General features: G+C 58.1%; 9 protein-coding genes. 2 read left to right on the forward strand and 7 right to left on the reverse strand.

Annotated elements, in window-relative coordinates:
- Positions 1 to 110: 110 nt before the first annotated feature.
- Genes V3B30_RS16040 through V3B30_RS16070 form a run of 7 tightly spaced genes read right to left on the reverse strand, consistent with a single transcriptional unit; the run spans position 111 to position 17034 of the window.
- On the reverse strand, positions 111 to 5570 hold the full coding sequence (locus V3B30_RS16040) for a hypothetical protein (RefSeq protein ID WP_329809710.1): 5460 nt from the start codon (positions 5568 to 5570) through the stop codon (positions 111 to 113).
- Positions 5567 to 7138 carry a hypothetical protein gene (locus V3B30_RS16045; RefSeq protein ID WP_223819788.1) on the reverse strand — a complete coding sequence of 524 codons (1572 nt, stop codon included), beginning with the start codon at positions 7136 to 7138 and terminating at the stop codon, positions 5567 to 5569. The genes V3B30_RS16040 and V3B30_RS16045 overlap by 4 nt, the downstream gene beginning before the upstream one ends.
- Positions 7139 to 7193: 55 nt before the next feature.
- Positions 7194 to 11336, reverse strand: coding sequence for a protein kinase (locus V3B30_RS16050; RefSeq protein ID WP_134235663.1), 4143 nt, complete (start codon positions 11334 to 11336; stop codon positions 7194 to 7196).
- The gene (locus V3B30_RS16055; RefSeq protein WP_134235664.1) at positions 11336 to 12739 is read right to left on the reverse strand and encodes a restriction endonuclease subunit S; all 1404 of its coding nucleotides are present in this window, start codon (positions 12737 to 12739) and stop codon (positions 11336 to 11338) included. The genes V3B30_RS16050 and V3B30_RS16055 overlap by 1 nt, the downstream gene beginning before the upstream one ends.
- Positions 12736 to 14754, reverse strand: coding sequence for an N-6 DNA methylase (locus V3B30_RS16060; RefSeq protein ID WP_329809711.1), 2019 nt, complete (start codon positions 14752 to 14754; stop codon positions 12736 to 12738). The genes V3B30_RS16055 and V3B30_RS16060 overlap by 4 nt, the downstream gene beginning before the upstream one ends.
- Positions 14751 to 16754: an N-6 DNA methylase gene (locus tag V3B30_RS16065; RefSeq protein WP_329809712.1), complete on the reverse strand. Its 2004-nt coding sequence runs from the start codon at positions 16752 to 16754 to the stop codon at positions 14751 to 14753. The genes V3B30_RS16060 and V3B30_RS16065 overlap by 4 nt, the downstream gene beginning before the upstream one ends.
- Before the next feature lie 28 nt (positions 16755 to 16782).
- Complete coding sequence (locus tag V3B30_RS16070) at positions 16783 to 17034, reverse strand: helix-turn-helix domain-containing protein (RefSeq protein ID WP_223819789.1); 252 nt, start codon at positions 17032 to 17034, stop codon at positions 16783 to 16785.
- A gap of 111 nt (positions 17035 to 17145) precedes the next feature.
- Between V3B30_RS16070 and V3B30_RS16075 the strand changes: the two genes are divergently transcribed.
- Positions 17146 to 17496, forward strand: coding sequence for a helix-turn-helix transcriptional regulator (locus V3B30_RS16075; protein WP_024889609.1), 351 nt, complete (start codon positions 17146 to 17148; stop codon positions 17494 to 17496).
- A gap of 93 nt (positions 17497 to 17589) precedes the next feature.
- Positions 17590 to 18918, forward strand: a complete 1329-nt coding sequence (locus tag V3B30_RS16080; protein ID WP_329809714.1) for an AAA family ATPase — start codon at positions 17590 to 17592, stop codon at positions 18916 to 18918.
- Position 18919 lies beyond the last annotated feature (1 nt).

The following is an 18919-nucleotide window of genomic DNA, read 5'->3' on the forward strand; positions in this document are numbered from 1 at the left end:
TGGGTTCCAGGAGGGGGCTGAAGTGCCTAACTCACTCCCACAGGAAGGGAGTTCTCATTTGGTGGAGGTCGCCTTCGTTTTGTTCAGATTGGTGAGGCCTACTCGCATTGCTATTGCTGGTTAGCAACTGCCGTCTTTGTGCTGCCGCCATGCTGGGTGATGCGTGGACGGCATTTGATTCTCACTGCGCCGCGGGTGAACGAGTCATCTGAGGCCTTGCTTGACCAAACATAGGCTTCGCCTGCACCGAGGTGACTCATTTTCTCGGAAGTCAACTCTCCGAGGGCGGCATTGGCCTTCTGGATATGCTTAAGCCAGGCTGGTGAGTTGAACTTGTGCATGATGATCTGTGAGGACAGCTCAATTAGAGAAACGGGAACCGATGGCGGGTCTTGGGACGCGACCATGATGCTGGTGCCTTTATGTCGCATTTCCCGAACCACTTCAACCAATCCGGAAACTAGATCATCGTTCTCTATGTACTTGTGGGCTTCGTCAAATACCACGAGCTTGTTAAAGGCGCCTCCTTGGTAAGTGGCTTCCGAGAAAATCTGCAACATCACCACGAACAGACCGAGCGCTTCATCCTTTTCAATGTACTCGTCACGCAGATCCACAATGATCAAGCGGCCCGGACGGATCAGGTCTTGAAGCCGTTGGTTATCGTTGATGTATTCACTGGCGAACAGCAGGCGCGTCTGGGCCAGCTCCTTCAGGTGATCGGACAGGCCAGAGTTATCAATGCCTGCTCGTAGGGCGTCCAAGGTCAGGTTGTCGCGCAGCCCCCTCATTATGAGATTGATCTGGCGCATGTACATGCTCTGGCTGCCAATCGCACCCATCAGGAATTTCCAGTGGGCGGCCTTAAGCTCGGAGGCAGAGAAAGCAATCGGCTTAACCTCGATATCCGGGTATTCGGCCCGGCGATCATCCACCTTGTTCGCAGGGGTAAGAATCAGCACATCTTTCAGCGCTTCTGGGTTGGCCTTGTAACGTTCGCGAAGGACGCGAATCTCCTCATCCACCGAGTTCGAATTGATCATCGAGGTAAACTCCGGCGCATAATCCTGCGTCGGGCTGTAATGGAAGATGACCGTGGCAAGCGGGCTTGGCAGCACGTTGATATGCTGGAACGGCATGGAGGCCATCTCGATCACCGTTCCAAGTGTGTAGCTCTTGCCGCCGCCTTGAACCCCAAAGAGACTGATCGTGTGGGTGTGGTTGAGATCTAGCGCGACCTTTCTACCGGAGACCTCTCCGAGTAATCCGTACTGAGGCGAGTCGCCATTGACGCCGAGCATGATGTCATAGCAGGCCTCTGCTTGAGGCACAGGCTCGGACGCCGGGTGCCCTCCATGCTCTGGTTCAGCATGCGCTTCCGGTACGGCAGCCACGGCAGGTTGTTCGTCATCCTTTTCGACTTCCGAAGCGATAGAAGACGGAGGGGTTGGCTCGACAGGGCTCGCCTGTTCTTCTGCCTCTTGGTGAGCAGGCGCAGGTGCTCCCTCTGCGGCCGGGGGTGTTGGCGCGGTGATTGGTACCTCCGGATCATCGTCCCAGAGCTCATCCACCGTCCAGGACGTTGACCGCGCTCTCTTGGGTGCGATAAAGGCCGCTGTCTCAAGTTTTGGCACGTTCGGTATGAACTGCTCGCTAAGAAGGTGCGTGGTCGGTTCTTCCTCAATCTCGACGGAAACAGGCTTGCGGCAGTTCTCCAGTAAGGCGCGAATGAGATCCTTACCGATGCGGTGGAATTCAATGCCAACCTCGTTGTCGGGGGCCTCGGTTCCGGTCTTGTCGAAGTCGAAGATCAGGGCGCAGCGTCTGAACTGAAGCGAGTAGCCTTGCTCGATGGATTCAAGTAGCCCTCGTGCTTCCTGCGCAGCAGTCGCATCAAAGATCCCGTAACGTAGTGAGCGCTCTAGATAGAAACGAAGGATCTGAGCCAACTCCCGGCTCTTGAGCAACCTATCCGGCCGGTCGGGCTTCTTCAAGGCCGGGTCAAAGTGGCGCTGGAGGATGCGCTCGCTCTGATTGATCTGGGCGGAAATCCGTTCCTTCAGTTGGTTGAAGGCCGCAAAGTCGCCCACTTGCGAATAGCATTTCACCTCGACCAGGTTGCAAGTGATCGTTCTGGTGTTCAAATCCAAGTCGAACAATCCCAAGTCGGTGCGTTGCAGACTGATTGCATCATTGACATCGTCTGACTCACCGCTTGAGCGGTAAAGGTCCGTGTGCGCATCCAACGGCACAATGACCTGATTGCTCAATGCGCCCTGATATTCGAGGTAGAGCCGAGCCAAAGCCAGACCAAGTGCCTCCGCCTGTTGTGTGCGAGCAGAAATCAGCTTGAGCGCTAGTTGACCGGACAGCGACCGCAGATTTGCCAGGATCTGGACCGACTGCTCGCCGTCGGCGGACAAGCCATGCTCAAGCAGCACCGGCTTGAGCATCGCCTCCAGTTCATCGTTCGAGCGCGACGAGATGATCAGGTTGTGTGTCGCCTGGGAGCTGGCTCCCGGCACATAGTCAATCAGATAGTCCGGTCTGTTCTTCCGGCCGCCATGGTCGAAGAACTCAATCCCCATATTTCGGTCGATGGTGAACACCCAATCGCTGATCTGGTGAACCTCGTAGATCAGTTCTCGTTGGGCCACATCGAGGCCAAGGGTCACCACAGGCACAGCTTTGAAGCTGGCACCAGAAGCAGCAACCGCTGAGGTAGCAAAGCAGAGGTGTCGGCTCAGGGACGACAGTAAATCGAAGCACGCCGCATGGTTGTCCGCGCCGAGGGAGCGCCCGACAATCGGCCGCTTGTTCCAAAAGGTTCCCGAATCGTCATCAACGAATTCAGTGTCAAAGTCCTGTATCAGCCCATGCAGTGGGGTCACGCCCATCGGCTTCTCTGCAATGGAAAGCTCCTCGGCGGGAAACACATCCAGAAGAACACTGATGTGGGCCGGGAACTCCTTGGAATTTGCATGGAATTCATTCAGGGGGTGCTTGGCCAAGTTCAGTTTGGAAAACAGATGGCTGCCCGTTGAGGTCGCAAATGCGTCGGCGGCCTCGTTTACCGTGGCTCCGGGACGGACCATCGACTCAAGAGCCTCGCCCAAAACAGGTGAGTCGGGATCGGTGGTAAAGAGCCGCACGTCATAGCGCAAATCGGCATGCTCGCGCTTCTGCTGGAGCGATAGCAGAGCCTCCGCAATCACCGATCCGGCCCCAGGGTTGAAGATGTTCAGTGATAACTCTCGAACATAGGGATGCTGAGAGAGATAGCGCTCGATCTTGTCCGCAATGACTTGTCCGGAAATATCTGATCCCGCCGCAGAGGGCTCGGCCAAGCCGAGCGCTGAACAGATTTCCGCCATCAGACCACGGGAATTTTCCTCGGTCGTCGGGGCGTAGAGCGCCCAGAAAGCATTCAGGTTGTCCACCGGAGTGAAGATGCGGCCATCCTCGACGGGAATACCGACCGGATAGGCAGAGGGCACAAGGCCATCCAACAGCGCGGAACGGACGTGAGGAATGTGATCCTTTCCGCCTGACTTGATCTTCTCAATCCAATCCTTACCCAGGGCGACCCAACTGCTCAGCCACAAGGCACGAAGCGGATGGGTTGGGGAGACCAAAACAGCCTCCCGGTGCCTTCCACCGAAGTCGGTCAAGATGACATGAATGGAATCGACGGCCAGCACATTTTTGAGCGCTTGCAAGTGTTGCTGACGCTCGGCACCAGAAGTCGTCTCGGCCTGACGGATGAGGTTCCTGACCAAGTCAAGGTAGCTTTCAGCATACGCGAGGCATTCCCTTTCCGAGTCGCGGAACGAAAGCCCCTGCATGATCAGCTCGGCAGTGTCTTTGCGCACTGCTGCAAAAAACTCTTCGCGGGCAGCCAAGAAGGAAGCCATCGCGGCGGAAGATGGCAGCGTGAGTCCAACCTCGGAAGGCGGCTCGGCGGTATCCAGATTGATCTGCATTCGCCAGCCTGACGGGTGCTTAGGCTCCGCCAAGACGCGCTGCTCGATGGTTTTGAGCATACGCGAAAGCGGAATCTGAACCGCGCCCTCACGACCGAATTTTGCGTGTAGGGTTTCCTGGCGAGAGGTCTTCTTGGAACGACCGCCCTCGGCCCAGGCGACACCACTGATGGCGATATCATCGGGATCGCGTTCATCGCCCAGGGCAGTCAGTTGCAGCCGGAAACGCGCATGCTCCAGGCTCTGCTCAATGGGTATGGCGCGTTGCGGTGGTTCTTCCTCGATGTTGCCACCGGGCAGGACGTAGAAAGGTTCGCTCTCGTAGGAACGTCTTGCGCCCTCGGAGGCGGAATCCGCTTCCAGCGGAATCGGATCGCCATCGGCCGTCCAAGGCATTACACGGATGAAATGCCATCCTTCCTCGAATTCGATCTTATTGAGCTTGGCCAAGTTGGTCGTGCATTGCAGACGGTTCGGCGTCCAGGCCTTGACTTTCTTAGATTTTCCAACCGGGCCGTCATTCTGCGAAATGATCTGAACCGTAAAATGATCAAGCCCGCTTACCTTGCCGGGGTGAGGGCTAACCTCGAACACCACGTTCATTTTGCGGCGGTCGTTCGGCACCAGAACCTGTTGCCCGATGAGGCCGGAGAGTTGGTCGTCGGTCTCATCCTCCTGAACGACTGGCAAGTCGGTCTCCAGTACTGTCAGCAGGACCTTGTCCAGCGAAAGCTCTTCCTGGAACGTCCATTTATCGAATGAAATGCTCCACCAGCTCTTGTCGGTCGCGATGGGCGGCGTCCAGGATTCGGGCTCCTGGACTTCGTATTTTTCAAAATAGGTGAATAGTCGCGACTCCAATGCCTTGTCGCTGAGTCCCAGATCGGCGATACGACCACGAACCGACTTGTGCGAGGCCATCAGACTGCGGACGCTGCCGAGGTTACGGCGAATCTTGCCATTGACCATGCCGGGATCGGCAAAGAGCTTGAAGTCTGGAATCAACGTCAATTCATACAGGCTGGCCCCGAGGGTTTCGCCATCAATCCCGTTTTCGAGCGCAGTGAGCAGGTACCGCACGCGGGAAACATGGTCGGCAAACAGCCACTCCTCGTCGGTGAGGATGCCCAGAAGATCGCGAGCATGGCCAACCAGCGTTGTCGGGAGCCGATCAAGCAGCGAGTCGATAAGGTCCTCGTAGATACCGGCGAAGGTCAGCTCCTCGAAGGTCGCCACACCGAAAGAGTCCTCGGCGCTGGTGCGAAGCGAAGTCGGTATGAAGACCAGCAACGGCTGACGCAGCTCGCCGTTCGCGTCCGGGTTGCGCAACTCCACCAGTTTGGTGGAAGTGACTCGGAAGGGCTGGCCCTCCTGATCATGGCTGCCGAGGATAAAGATATTTCCGTCGGGTCGGGTCCGACGTAGTTCCTTGCAGACCGACTCCATTACCTCGTCATCGAGATCGGTGACCCGCATGCAGTGGCCTGGGCCACGGTCACCCAGGATCGCTTCGATACGGGGGCACAGCAGACAAGCGACCGCCGCATTCAACTTGTCCTGGGAAAGCTTGGTGAACGCATTACTCATGCGTGCCTCCCGTTTTTATCTGTTCCGTCATTTCTCTCAATCGCATAGCGGGGCGATACCTTCTGGGTCACGTAGGCATCCGACAGGTCCTCGTAGAACCCGATTTCACGCAGGCGACGCTTGAAGGCTTCGAGGTTGAGGCGCAGGGCGCGTCTGTCGAGGATGCTGCTGTTGGCCTGTGCTCCTTCCGGCAGCCGGTCGATGTGAAGGCCGTAGCGGCTTCTCAAAAAGGCCAGCAACTCTTCGATGCGAACCTCGCGGGTCACGAAACGCCCGTCATCCTGAGTGAGCACAGCCACCTGAAGGAGCACCTCAAGAAGCTTGCTTCCCAGCACAAACCGCCGAGGACTTCCCTTGGTTCGGGATTGGGCCAACAGGCCGTTCTCCTTGTTCTTCAGCAGCAGTGAGTCCAGGCACTCAGTGATGTACTGGCGGTGATACTTGCCGCGATATGCCATCAGGATTTCTATGAAGGATTCGAACTCGCCAAGGCCCATGGCGGTGACGTCCCGGATCTCCGGATCGATGTCCTCGTTTCCAGAGGCCGACTCCTCGATCAGGCTGGCCAGGCGGAACTTGAAGTAGGCTTGCCGCTCGGCGTCGTGCTCGGGCTTCAGTAGAGAAACCAGATCGCCGACGGTAAACACGCCGGCCCCTGGAGCGGTCAGCTTGCCCGTCTTCTTGCTCAGGTATTCCGCCATCTCATCGAGCTTCTTGACGACGAAATTGGCCTGCACAAAGGCAGGAATCTGGCGATAGAGCCGGTCAGTGGACTTGCGAGCCAGCTCGACCATATGCGGATTATTGACGTCCCCCATATCCACGACCAGCGCCACGGGATCAGGTGAACTCGCCAGCGCATTGTCCGAGCGCTGCTTCACCAGCTTGGGCAGTATCTGCAACAGCTTGAGGTGGTAGAGCGCCAGATGGAATGCCATCAGGGTTTTAAGGTAATCCACCAGCACCGAGCGAGGAATATGGGGCTCATAGGCCAATAGCCGCAGAATGTCGTCGGCCATGGTGTCGGCCTGATCGATTAGAAGTGGTGGAAAGCGCTCGGGCTCCTTGGAGTCCTGTGTGTCCTGAGTAACTTGAGAATCGAAGCGAAGTAGCGCTTGGGTTTCTACATCGACGACCGTGCCGGATTCATGCCTACCGGTTACATGGTCAATCCCAGGGAAAAAGAAGCGTTTTAGCGTGTCTCGGGCGGCCTGGCCCTTGCCTTTGCGGGCATAGTAGAGCATCCAATAAATCTGCTCGGCTGCCCCATAGTCACGGCAGTGCTTCGAATTTCGAAATTTGTAGGTCTCTCCATGAAGCGGGCGCGGAGAGGCGACAGCTTGATTCGACTTGCCCCGATTTACCACATCAAGAAGTTCGGTCTCTACCCACTTGTGGACAATGGAGGGATGTTCGTCAAATCCCTCAAAATACTGCTTAACCTCTTCGGATAGCATCATTTCATCTGCAAATTCTTCTGGCTGCAAAATATTTGCGCGCGGCGGCTTGCGACTGCCATAGCCATTGAATTTGAGGCGAGGAAATAGCATGGTCAGCACACGATCCATTTCCGTGTGCTGCCAATGCAAATAACTGACCTTAGGTGTTCTGAATTCCTTGTCTCTACCCTTGATTGACATGATATTCAGCCCCCTTTTCAGAAACACCCAATGCCAATACGCCATCCTCTTTTCTGTTTATCTGGTAGAACCGGAGCCCATTTTCCGTCAGCAGAACTTCTTGATAGAGTGCAGCAGATAACAGGTTTTTGAATACCGCCAGACTTAACAGGAAACCTTCCTGCTCCTCGATGCTGGGACGGTAGCCGTTGTTGAGCCGCATCAGCATTTCATAGATGTCAAGGTTGATGCGCAGGCTGGCCTTGTGCCCGTCGCCGGAGTCGTAAAGCAGCACCAGCGCCTGAGACAGGTATTCAAGGAAAGGGTGAGCCGCTGTTTCCTGCGCGGTGCGGAGCGTGAAATGGTCGCCGTCAAAGAGACGGTAACTGCGGATGGTGCCCTTATCCACTTGGCGAACACGCAGCGCCAACTGGTTGCCCAAACGCGCCGGATCGCTCAGACCTTCGCCCCGGTTGATGGCTCGAAGAATGGCCGTAACCTCATCTGTGCTTTTTGCTCCCGGCTGCTCAATGGCATCCAGGAAGGGATCGATGCTTCCATATGGCAGCATCTCCTTCCAGCCGGTGTCGCGTCGCTCAAAGAAATGGCGACGGCGCATATGCGATAAATAATTGCGGTGCTTGGCGATCAGTCGAGCACGGTTCTTCGACGAGTAATCGCGAGGCAGATTGCGGAACAGCGTCGCCACAAGTTCATCGTCGTACCCAGCCCGCTCCGCGAACGAGAAGCGGCTCATGGCCTTGGTCTTGGGATTGAGGAAGCCAAGCTCGCGGTCCAGATCGGGATTGCTGACTTCGGCGACGTCAATTTCGCGCAGCAAGGCAATCAGCCGGTCATTGGAGCCTTCCGCCCCACCAAGCCACGAGTTGAAATAGAAACCGTCAAGGATGCGATTCTGGGTTTCTTCACCGCCGTTCTGATAGAGGTGGTGAATGCCGTCGCAATCCTGGGTGCCTACCAGCATGAAGGCCAGCGCCGAACGAAGGTCGCGCATGGTGATGTGCAGTCGGCCGCGCAGGTGCGTAATGGTGTAGAGCATCTTCAGGCGCTCGATCACCTTGGGACCGGCAACCGGGTCCTGGAAGGTCCGGGCGTTGTGATAGGCGTAGCATTTGCCCTTGAGATCGCACTTGTCGCATGCCTGCCAGTATTCCTGCTGGGTCATGCGGGCGATCAGCCGCTCCAGAATCGAAGGTTGACCTTCCTCGGGTTCGGCGACCACCGAGCGCAGGTTGAGGTTGATAACCGCGATACCGCCTTCCGGAGCAGCTCCGGCCAAGCCCTGCTGGATCTGCTTGGCAAGCAACGGGAACTCTTCTTCATGCTCAAGGAAGAAGTCGACCAGCCGTCCCTCGTTGATGGCGATTAGGCGGGTCTGATTCTCGGGCCAGTCGGAGGCATCCTTGCCCGCGAAGGGAGCGAAGAACTTCTGAAGCACGGCATCGTTGCGCTCGTCGCCTTCATCCTGGCTCCCGTCGTAGTTGCTTTGGTAGGTATGCCCCTTGAGCTGGAACACAGCCCCGTTCGCGCCGCGCTGTATCTGTGCGCCCTTGCTCTCGGCAAAGGCCTCGAACTGCTGAATGAAGGCCGTCTTGCCGTCGCCGGCGTTACCGCTGATGATGACCAAACGGAACTCGCCCTTGAGCAGCGCGGGCTTGAGCTTTTCGTCCAGATAGGTCGGAACGTAGGTGGCCTTGCCAACTTCGTCGAGGCCACGGGTGCCTGCGTTGGACACCTGGCTCTGGCTATAGAGCGTCAGCAGGTGGGTGACAAAGGGGTTGGTGTTCGGCTTGGTCGGCTCGAAACCCAGCTTGGACACCACCTTGGGTCCGGCACCAATCTCGCCGGTCGTCAGCACCGAGCGCAGGCGCTTGACTTCGGCCAGGGCAATCAAGAACTCCTCCGCCGACGCAAAACGATCCTTGCGCTCCGGCGCGATCATTTTCGCCAGCACATTGACCAGCGACGAGCTGAGGTCGGCGCAGCCTTTGAACTGCTTGGGGTCCCTGGGCTGAGTCTTGATCGGCGGCGTGGGATCGTCGAATGGATACTTGCCGGTCAGGCACTCATAGAAGGAGATGCCCAAGGCATAGAGGTCACGATCCATTCGATCCGAAGCATCCGGCTCGGAGGAGTAGTCGTAATCCGGCGGCAGGTAACGGCGCGTGCCACCACCTCCTTGAACCTCATCGTTCTCGGAGACCGCGACGTTGAAATCGATGATCCGGACGCCTTTGTCCGTCCAAAGCAGATTGGAGGGCTTGACGTCCTGATGGTAAACGCCGTGCTTGTGGAGATGGGCCAGCCCCTCGGCGGCCTCGCGCGCGATGCGCACGGCATCATCCAGCGACAACGCCTCGGCATCGATCAGATCGGAAACATCCAAACCTTCCACATACTCAAAGACAATGTAAGGCGTCTGCTTAGCATCGGCCATGCGATCCGCCCAGATCACCTTCACCACATGCGGATGTTCGGGGAGATTGGCCAGGGTCTTGTACTCGCGGCGCAGCCGTTCGTACACACTGCGGCGGTCCTTGGTCACCAGTTTGATGACGCGGACCACATCGCCCAGGGAATCGAACACCTTGTAGGCGACGCCGAAGCCGCCGCTGCCCAACTTCTTCTGAATGCGGAAGCGATCCGCCAGGATGAAATCCTGCGGCAAGTTCATCAGGTTATCTGGGAGCTGTGGCACAACCACGGCCGGGCCTGAGTCGTTCTTGGCCTCTGGCAGAATCAGATCATCCAGGGCCTTGCGAGCGATGGCTGCGCTCGTGTGCCGTTCCTCCGGGTCAAACTCGCAGAACTTCTGCAACCACTCGTCGATCCCCTTGGGCAGGTCCGGCTTGTGCTCCGAGGGCTTGATGGGGAATTTGCCGTCGGCCTCCATCATCTGGTCGACGCTTTCAAAGGGCAGCTCGCCGGTCAGCAGTTCAAAAAAGATCAGCCCGGCGGCATAGAGGTCGGAGGCAATGCTGGCCTGGGTCGGTTCCTTGAAGCACTCTGGAGCCTGGTAGGTAGCATCCAGATCATCCACCACCTGATCGGCGATGGTAGAGGTGCGGTTCTTGCCCACCCTGGCGAAATCGAAATCGGTTACCCGGGCCTGGCCGCCCTTGGTCAGCAGAATGGCGTCCGGGGTCAGGTTGCGGTGGATCACCTCATGCCGGTGCGCATGGTCCAGGGCCGACAGCACGTCGCGCATCACTTGGAGCTTCTGATCGAAGGTCAGCGCCATCGAGACCTTGTTGATGTGCAGGCGCAGGGCCTGGCCAGGCAGATCCTCAGTGACCAGCACCACCTTGTCTTCATCGTCGGAGACGAACAGATCCTTCACCGCCAGCACATTGGCGTGGGTCGGCATGTGCGCCACGGCGCGATAGGCGTTGCTGATCTTCTTGAACTCTTCCTTGCGGGCAGCCTCGTCCTGGTACGGGTCGGCCTGGTAGACCCGCAGGCGGGCCATGCCGCCGCTCTTGCCCAACAGGTTGTGCTTGGCGCGGTACTCGGTATAGCGGTCGGTGCCGCCCAGCTTCTCTTCCACCTGCCAGTCGCGGAACACCAGCGCCGCGCTCTTGGGCTTGGCGTTGCCGGTGATCGCCTTGGCGATCTGGGAATGGAAGCGGGTGATGTTATCCAGCCGGTTGTCGGGAATGCGGCTCGCGTCGCGGAAGTATTTCAGACAGTGCTTGAAGTCGGTCACGTCCGGGCTGTCGATGCCCGCCTGGTCGAACACGGCGGCGTCATCCGCGGTGAGCAACACGGCGGCATGGACATGAGCCTTGCGCAGCTCGATCTGTCCGGGATTGCTATCGCGGATGAAGCTGGCCATCACCTTCGCGTGGTGACGAAGCTTCGCGAGGGGCGAGTGAAACGGTTGCCGGCCCTGCGGATACCACTTGGAGCCATACACATCGATGTTGCCCCGCGTCCCTTTGACATCCACCAGATACACCGCATGAGGCGCGAGGATGGCGATGTCGATTTCGAACACCTCCTGCCCTTGGCGCATCTCGAAGTTGTGGAAAATCAGCCAGCCATCAGGCAAATGATCCCGAAGGAAACCGATGGCCTGACGTTCAGATTCGTTCGCGGGTTGCCCGATGGGTATGACCTTCGCCATTAGCGACCTCCCTCCTCAATGGCGTGCTCGACGAGGGCTATACCTTGCAACTCTAGAGCAAGAGCTTTGGCTACTTTCTCGTGTGCTTCAATCACCGGCAAGGCTAGCTTTTTCCGAGTGGGCTCATCTGGCCAAGGCAATTCAAACCCTTCCATATGCGGGTCCCAAACACGGGGTATGCTGTTTCCCGCAGCTTGTCTCTTGACTAGCGCTTGCCCATGCGGTGTTCGCAAAAACAAGTAGATGTAAGCGCCGTCGTCTATAGAGTTGGGCACTATCCTGTATAGGTCATCTGCACAGAAAACATCCTCCAACCAGCCGCAAACAAAAATTGGCCGCCCGAACAATCCATACACTTGCCCGGCTGCTTGAAAAATAACCCATCCTTTCTTGACTATGAACTCATCAAAGTTTGGTGTCTTTGCGCTGACATATCTTGGTTCATTAGCTTGATACAAATAGGCATCATTACCACTCACGAACTGGGGGCCGTACTTCGGCCCTTCAACCCATATTCGTTTGAAAATAGGAGGCTTGAAAAGCCGATCCACCACGTTCTTAAGCTTCTCAGCACGATGTCTACCATTTCTCACTGCGACCTCCGCTTGAAGGGCAGCAGGAGAATGGAATGGCGCGTCCAATCTGCGACGCAGATCGTTTGAGGAGACGATAGACCACCCAAATTCCGTTACACCTTTAGAGTCAAGCTCCATTAAGCCAAGTTCTTTAATGGCCTCACTGCTTGCCCATTCAATTTGATTGCAAGCCTCCGCTCTTAAGTCCGCCGCTCGCTGAATTAGCTCATGAGCCTCGTCCTCAATATGGCCAAGTCGCGGTACGGGCAAGTCAGAAATATGGTGTGGTTCTATGTGCTGAATTATGGCGCCATAGGTACCAGAAACCACTAGGGGCACACCAAATCGACTGGACAGATAGGCATATAGGTACCCAGGCTTAATCTTTTCTCTATCAGGAACGACTCGCATAAAATGCTGCGACCCAGCCATTCCCTTCATGTCACTTCTCGCATATGCCATGCGCCCGATAGTCCCTGAGCAGGTAATGAGCGTCCAGCCTTCATCGATTAACAAAGCCGGATTGGAAGTAACTTGCTTGTTTGAAAGCAGCTCAAGCGTCGATAGATCTGCGCATAGAATGTCTGTGCTCCCGAGAAAAGGAACACCATGTTTTCTGCTCTCCACGTAGGTTCGTGGAAATCGAGGTCCATTGAAAATTCCATTGTTATAACCTGAGGTAAGGCTGTTAAGTTGCTGGGTGTGGAATTTCTTGAGAAGCTCTTTGGCCTCAATAGCTCCGGACAAGTAGGGGCCACAGTCCAAACGACGACCGTTATGCTCCAACCAGGTGCTCGGCACAGTTTTTACTTGAAATTTTCTGGTCATAATTTCACCTCGCCGGTTGCGCGAAATTCCTTGTATTTCGCTGCCACCAGCGGCAGCTCGTCATGAACGCGGCGGTTGCGGCGTGTAGTCCGACGGATTTCCACTTCACCGCCTTCTCGAACCCGTTCGATCACTTCCTCATCGAAAACCAGTTCCTCTCCATCGGGGGCTCGCTGAAACAGGAGATTGCCCCGGGCATCGACACCAGCCCGGTCCACCACGGCCATGAAGACCTTGTATTCGGGGTGTTCGGTATTGATGAGTTCTTCCTGACTGCGGCGGCGCAGTACCAGGAGACTGGGCAAGGCGGGCGTCAGGCCATATTCCTTCACCGTGACCTTGAACGGCTCCACCGGCAGGTCAACCGAGGCCAAGACCTCGCAGTGGCGCAGAACCCACCAGCGCACGTACTCATCGCTGGGATTGCCCAGCAAGCCGTCGGGCAGCAGGATGCTCACGCGGCCGGTGCCGGGCTTCACCCATTGCAGGGCGCGTTCGATAAACAGCACCTCGGGCGGCACACCGCCGATGTTTAGATTGCCGGTGTTGCGGAATCCACCTTCTTCGTCGCGCTCCCAGTTGTTGCCCAGGTCGTAGCGCTCCAGGATGGAGGTGTCGCTGACCGTGTCTTGTGTCGAGAACCAGGGGTTGAGCAGAACCATATCCATGCTGCCCAGCGGCATGGCCGGGCGAGCGGCTTCAATGCCATCCAGATCGCCGTCCGGGAAGGTGCGAGCATCGATGCGGAACACACGACCGGGATTGCCGGTGGTGAACAGCAGGTTCATACGGCTGGCCACGGCCAGGAAGGGATCAATGTCGCAGCCGAGGGCATTGCTGGCCGCCCAGGCGGCGGTTTCGTTTTGCGCCTGGCGGATCTGTTCGTTGGTGGCCTCTTCAGGCGTCGTGCCGACGGCCGCCAGTTTTTTCTTGAAGATGTGCGCAGCGGTCATGGCCAGGAAGGTGCCGGTGCCGCTGGAGCAGTCCATGATGCGTTCGCCGGGTTGCGGGTCGAGCATCTCCACCGCCATTTCGGCCACGTTGAGCGGCGTAGGGTAGCGGCCCTCGCGGCCGTCCATCACGCTGCGGGCAACCGCACGGAAGGCCTCGGTACGGTAACGGGGCTGGGTTTCGCTCAGAGAGTAACGGGCCAGCTCCATGACCACGCGGGCGGTCTCGTGGGGTTCCAGCGTCAGATCCCAGCCACGGGTCAGCAGGTTCGGTTGCCAGGCCTTGGCGGCGGCAATGGATTCGGTGATGCGCTGGGCAATGGCCTGTTGGCCGGCCTCGGTGAAAGGCTCGTCCCCCCTGATCCAGAACCTGCGGTCACCGGTGGGCAGGGTCTCGTCGTGGATCTTGGCTAGCATCAGCACGGCCAACTGCTTGAAGGAATCCTTGTGATCGAGACCAAGGTTGCGGTTCAGATATTGGCGGCAGCGCATCAGGGCGTCTTCCAGATCTCCCGCTTCGGCGCTGACCTGAATGACACCACCGGTGCGATCGAGATCGGAGGTACGTTCGCCCGGAACCGGCCAGACACCCAGCGGTTTGGGCCGGACTTCAAATCGGGTGCGCTCGACCTGGAACAGGAACTCTTCTTGACCGTTGGTCCACATGCCCAGCGTCGCGCCCGGGATCAGTTCCAGCAGCTCCTTGAGCTCGCGCAGGTCGGCGTCGGCCTCGGCAATGGAGCGGAGCTTGTCTCGCTTTTTCTGATTTTTGCAGACGATGATCCGCTGCAGGTTGTCGTTATTGTGCTCGGCATCGGGGCGGAAAATCGCGATGTCGATGCGCTTGCGCCCCTGGCCGGGGATCTGCGGGTTGTAGTTGACCTCCAGATCGTTTCGGTCAAAGCCATAGCTCTCGATGAGCTGGCGCAGAACTTTCTGCACCAGCAGCTTCTTGGCCGAGGCGCTTTCCTTGTTGCCGGTCAGGATGTCGATGAAAAAGTTATCCGGGCCGCTCCCTTCGGCAGCATCCTGCGGGGTCTCGATGATGTCGTCTTGATCGCTCACCCGTTCTGCTCCTTGAGAAATTCGCGGTACTTCTCAGCGATGACCGGCAGATCGTTGTCCTCGATCTTTTCACTGCGGGTCAGGGTCCGTTCCACGAAGCGCCCGCCGATACGGATGCGCTCGATATGCTGCTTGGGCTCGACAATCTCTTCGCCGTCCGGGGTGCGCTTGTAGAGTTTGTTACCACGGCGGTCGAAGCCAACCTTGTCGGCAACGGCCATGAAGACTGGGTATTCCTCGGCACTACCCAGGGCCTCGCGATGCTTCTCCTGGTCGTCCTTGCGGCGCAGGAACAGCAAGCTAGTGAGGATGTTGACGTTGGCTTCGGCAATGAAGGCTTCTACCGGCAGGTCGACGGAAGCAAGCACCTGCGTTTCGCGCATGATCCACCAGCGGATGTATTCCGCGGCCGGATTGCCGAGAACGCCGTCGGGAAGAACGATGCCCATGCGGCCGGTCCCCGGCTTGAGCCACTTGATGCAGCGCTCGATAAAGAGAATTTCGGGGGCAACACTGCCCTTGAGAACGCCGGTGTTGCGGAATCCACCTTCGCCGTCCGGCTCCCAGCCATGAGCCAGCTCGTACTGCTCCAGAATGTGCTTGTCCGTAATCGGGATGTCGGAGCCGAAGGGAGGGTTGGTGGCGATGATATCCACCGACGCCAGCGGGATCTCCTTCTTGACGCTGGGCAGGTCGGCTAGATGCCCCAGCGGAAACTCCAATGAGTTGATGTTGTAGATATGTCCACGGCCATCGCCCGCCAGCACCATGTTCATCTGAGCGGCGCGGATCAGGAACGGGTCGAAGTCGGTGCCGAAGACATTGGCGGCGGCATACTCTTTCAGCCGTTCGTGGATGTTCAGGAACTCGGTGGTGTTCTCGTTTCCGGCCTGGATGTTTTGCTCTTCGCGGAACTTCTTCAACATGTGCCCGAGGGTCGCGACCAAGAAGCCGCCCGTGCCACAGGCCGGGTCCAGCAGAGTCTCGGTCTCTTTGGGGTCGAGCATCTCAATGACCAGCTTCACGACGCCTCTAGGAGTGAAATACTGGCCCCGGTCGCCACGCAGGTTAACGCCAACTAGCTCCTGGTAGGCCACGCCCTTGGCATCGACGTCAGTTCGGGTAAAGTCGTACTTGGCCAGTTCCGAAACGATAAAGGCCAGCGCCCGGTCGGAGAGAGTGATCTCCTCGTTGCCTCGGAAAATATTCTTGTACTGCTTCTTGACCTCGGTGAAGAGCTCCTCGATCCGGACGCGGATGGCTTTGCGCCCTTGTGGCTCGAACTGCTCCCTGGGTCCAGCCCAGAAACGGCGCTGCCAGGCCTGCCGCTGCTTGGCACGCAGGTTCTCGTCGTGCATCTTGCAGAATATTAGGTACAGGAATTGCCAGAAGGCGGCGTCCTTGGGCATGCCCTCGTTGCCATGAATGAAGTTGTGGCAACGCCGGAAGGTGATCTTCAGCATCTCGTTGTCGGCGACACGGGTATGGGCATCGGAGATGACTTCCTTAGTGCCGACCGACTCTTCGGCCATCGGCCAGTCGCCGATGGGGTTGCACTTGGTTTCGAAGCGCTTTTGCTCTTTCTCGACAAAGAAGAACTCCAGGCCGTTGGTCCACAAGCCGTACTGAACGGCATCGACCTCGCGCATGATGGTTTCGATCTCGTCGAGGTCTTTGGCGGCCTGCTCGAAGTCGCGGATGCGCATGGCATTTTTGCCGACGTTCGGTTCCTGGCGGCAAATCACGGCGCGGCTGAAATTCTCAATCGTGTGGTCCTTGCCGTGGTGGAAGATGGCCACATCCACCTTCTTGCGCCCGCCAATGGAGAAATCCAGCTCCATGTCTTCCGGAGAGAATCCGTATTCATGGATCAGGGCACGAACTACCCGCTGCCGAACGAGCTCTTTCTTCGTTTCCTTGATCTGTCTGCCGGAAACGTAGTCGAGCGTGTATCCAGCTGGGATGGTGTTCTCGGCCTGCTTGTTCTTCTTTCTGCTCATATAAAAACTCCGCTCACCGAGGCTGGGGTCATTTCTGGTCTTCCTCGCCGAAATCATGGGTTGTGTGTTTCTGCTGCTCTATCCATGTATCGATGTCCTTTCGGGCGAATCGCCACTGACCTCGCACCTTGAACGCAGGTAGTTCTCCAGCCTGGGCCATGGAGTAGACCGTCTTCTCGCCGACCTTTAAGAGCGTGGCGACCTCTTTAACCGTGAACACTTCTTCCCCAAGCATCTGTTCGCTCCTGAAAAGTGACGACGTGGGCAGGTTGGCCGGCATGGTCCTGGCCCAAGATCGGCAGGAAAGAGCAAACTTTACCAAACAATGGAGTAGCCTACTAAGCGTGTTAAATGTTGCACAACACTAAACACCTGAGGTAGGATGCGCGGTATGAGTAGCTTTGGAGAGACGATTCGCGACCTTCGGGTGGCACAGAGCCTTGGCTTACGCGAAGCGGCAGGCTTAGTCGGCATTTCGCCGGCCTACTTGAGCCGTATCGAGCGTGGTAAGGAGTCTCCGCCTAGGCCTGAGGTCATCAAAGCTCTAGCGAAGGTGCTGGCGGCAGATCCCGACGTGTTGTTCCGCCTATCGCCTTCGACTGACCCTGAAGTCGTCGACTACTTGCACACGCAGCCTGAAGCGATGGCTTTAGTGCGATACCTCAAGGAGGCGTCATTGCCCGCAGAGGACGTCGCAAAGTTGTTGGAGCTTGCCGAGTCGCTGTCTCGCCCTACCAAGTAGAGAACTGGGCAGGAGGCCTGCAGCAGGCGGCCCGAGTGGATAGTGAGGTGTTGCGATTTCAGTGGGAGCGGCTTCAATGCGCGGGGGATACGCATGGCACGAATCAGAAAAATCCAGATCGCCAACTTCCGCGGCATCCAGCTGCTGACCTGGTGCCCGACGCCTGGCATCAACTGCCTGATCGGTCCGGGCGACAGCGGCAAGTCCACGGTGCTGGACGCGATCGACCTATGTCTGGGGGCCAGACGCAATGTCCAGTTCTCGGATGCGGACTTCTTCGGCCTGGACATCACAACCCCAATCAGCATCACGCTGACGCTCGGCGACCTCGATGACAGCATGAGGACGCTGGAGGGCTTTGGTGCATTCCTGCGCGGATACCACGCCAACACTGGCGTCGTCGAAGACGAGCCCTCTGCCGGCGCGGAGGTTGTGCTCTGCCTGAACCTGACGGTCGCCAGTGACCTGGAGCCCTCGTGGACCCTCGTCTCCGACCGCGCCGCACAGCAAGGCATCGTCAAGACGCTCGCATGGAAGGATCGCGTCGCCCTGGCGCCCACTCGCATCGGCGCGCTGGCGGACTTCAACCTGGGATGGCAGCGCGGCTCGGTACTGAACCGCATCTCGGAAGAGCGAGCCGACGCATCGGCCGCCCTCGTCAAGGCCGCCAGAGATGCGCGGAGTGGCTTCGGAGACCAGGCCGAACAACAGTTGGGAGAAGCGCTGGGGATCGTAACCACCACTGCTCAGGAGCTGGGCGTCAACATCGGCGCCAAGGCCAAGGCGCTGCTGGATTCGCATTCGGTGTCGTTCGGTGGCGGCACCATCTCCCTGCACAACGAAAGCGGCATCCCGCTTCGCAGCCTGGGCGTCGGGTCCACGCGTCTGCTTGTCGCTGGCCTACAGCGCAAGGCGGCCGGTCAGGCGTCAATCGTGCTCTCGGACGAACTGGAGTACGGGCTGGAGCCGCACCGCATCGCGAGGTTCTTGGGCTCCCTCGGAGCCAAGGAGGCCGCTGCTCCGCTGCAGGTGTTCCTCACCACCCACTCACCCGTGGCGCTGAGAGAACTGTCGGGCGACCAGCTCTTCGTATTGCGCCGTGGCCCCCTCGGCCATGAGGCTCGCCTGGTCGGCGCCGACAATGACATCCAGAGCACGATCCGCCTCTATCCCGAGGCTTTCCTGGCTGGCTCCGTGGTCGTGTGCGAGGGAGCCAGCGAGATAGGCCTGCTGCGCGGGCTGGACTTATACAGGCTTGACCAGAGGAATGCGTCACTGGCTGCATTGGGCGTGGCGCTCGTCGACTGCGGTGGCGGGGAGCCGGATCGACCGTATGCGCGCGCCTCCGCATTCCAGTCTCTGGGCTACCGGGTGATGGTGCTGCGCGACGACGACAAGAAGCCCACACCTGCGGTCGAGTAGG

The organism is Stenotrophomonas sp. SMYL41, assembly GCF_036319965.1.
GTDB lineage: Bacteria > Pseudomonadota > Gammaproteobacteria > Xanthomonadales > Xanthomonadaceae > Stenotrophomonas > Stenotrophomonas maltophilia_R.

What these genes read in the sequence shown, in the direction of transcription:
- V3B30_RS16040 (WP_329809710.1), bottom strand. Translation starts at nt 5,570, where the DNA reads ATGAGTAATGCGTTCACCAAGCTTTCCCAGGACAAGTTGAATGCGGCG.
- V3B30_RS16045 (WP_223819788.1), bottom strand. Translation starts at nt 7,138, where the DNA reads ATGGATCGTGTGCTGACCATGCTATTTCCTCGCCTCAAATTCAATGGC.
- V3B30_RS16050 (WP_134235663.1), bottom strand. Translation starts at nt 11,336, where the DNA reads ATGGCGAAGGTCATACCCATCGGGCAACCCGCGAACGAATCTGAACGT.
- V3B30_RS16055 (WP_134235664.1), bottom strand. Translation starts at nt 12,739, where the DNA reads ATGACCAGAAAATTTCAAGTAAAAACTGTGCCGAGCACCTGGTTGGAG.
- V3B30_RS16065 (WP_329809712.1), bottom strand. Translation starts at nt 16,754, where the DNA reads ATGAGCAGAAAGAAGAACAAGCAGGCCGAGAACACCATCCCAGCTGGA.
- V3B30_RS16070 (WP_223819789.1), bottom strand. Translation starts at nt 17,034, where the DNA reads ATGCCGGCCAACCTGCCCACGTCGTCACTTTTCAGGAGCGAACAGATG.
- V3B30_RS16075 (WP_024889609.1), top strand. Translation starts at nt 17,146, where the DNA reads ATGAGTAGCTTTGGAGAGACGATTCGCGACCTTCGGGTGGCACAGAGC.
- V3B30_RS16080 (WP_329809714.1), top strand. Translation starts at nt 17,590, where the DNA reads ATGGCACGAATCAGAAAAATCCAGATCGCCAACTTCCGCGGCATCCAG.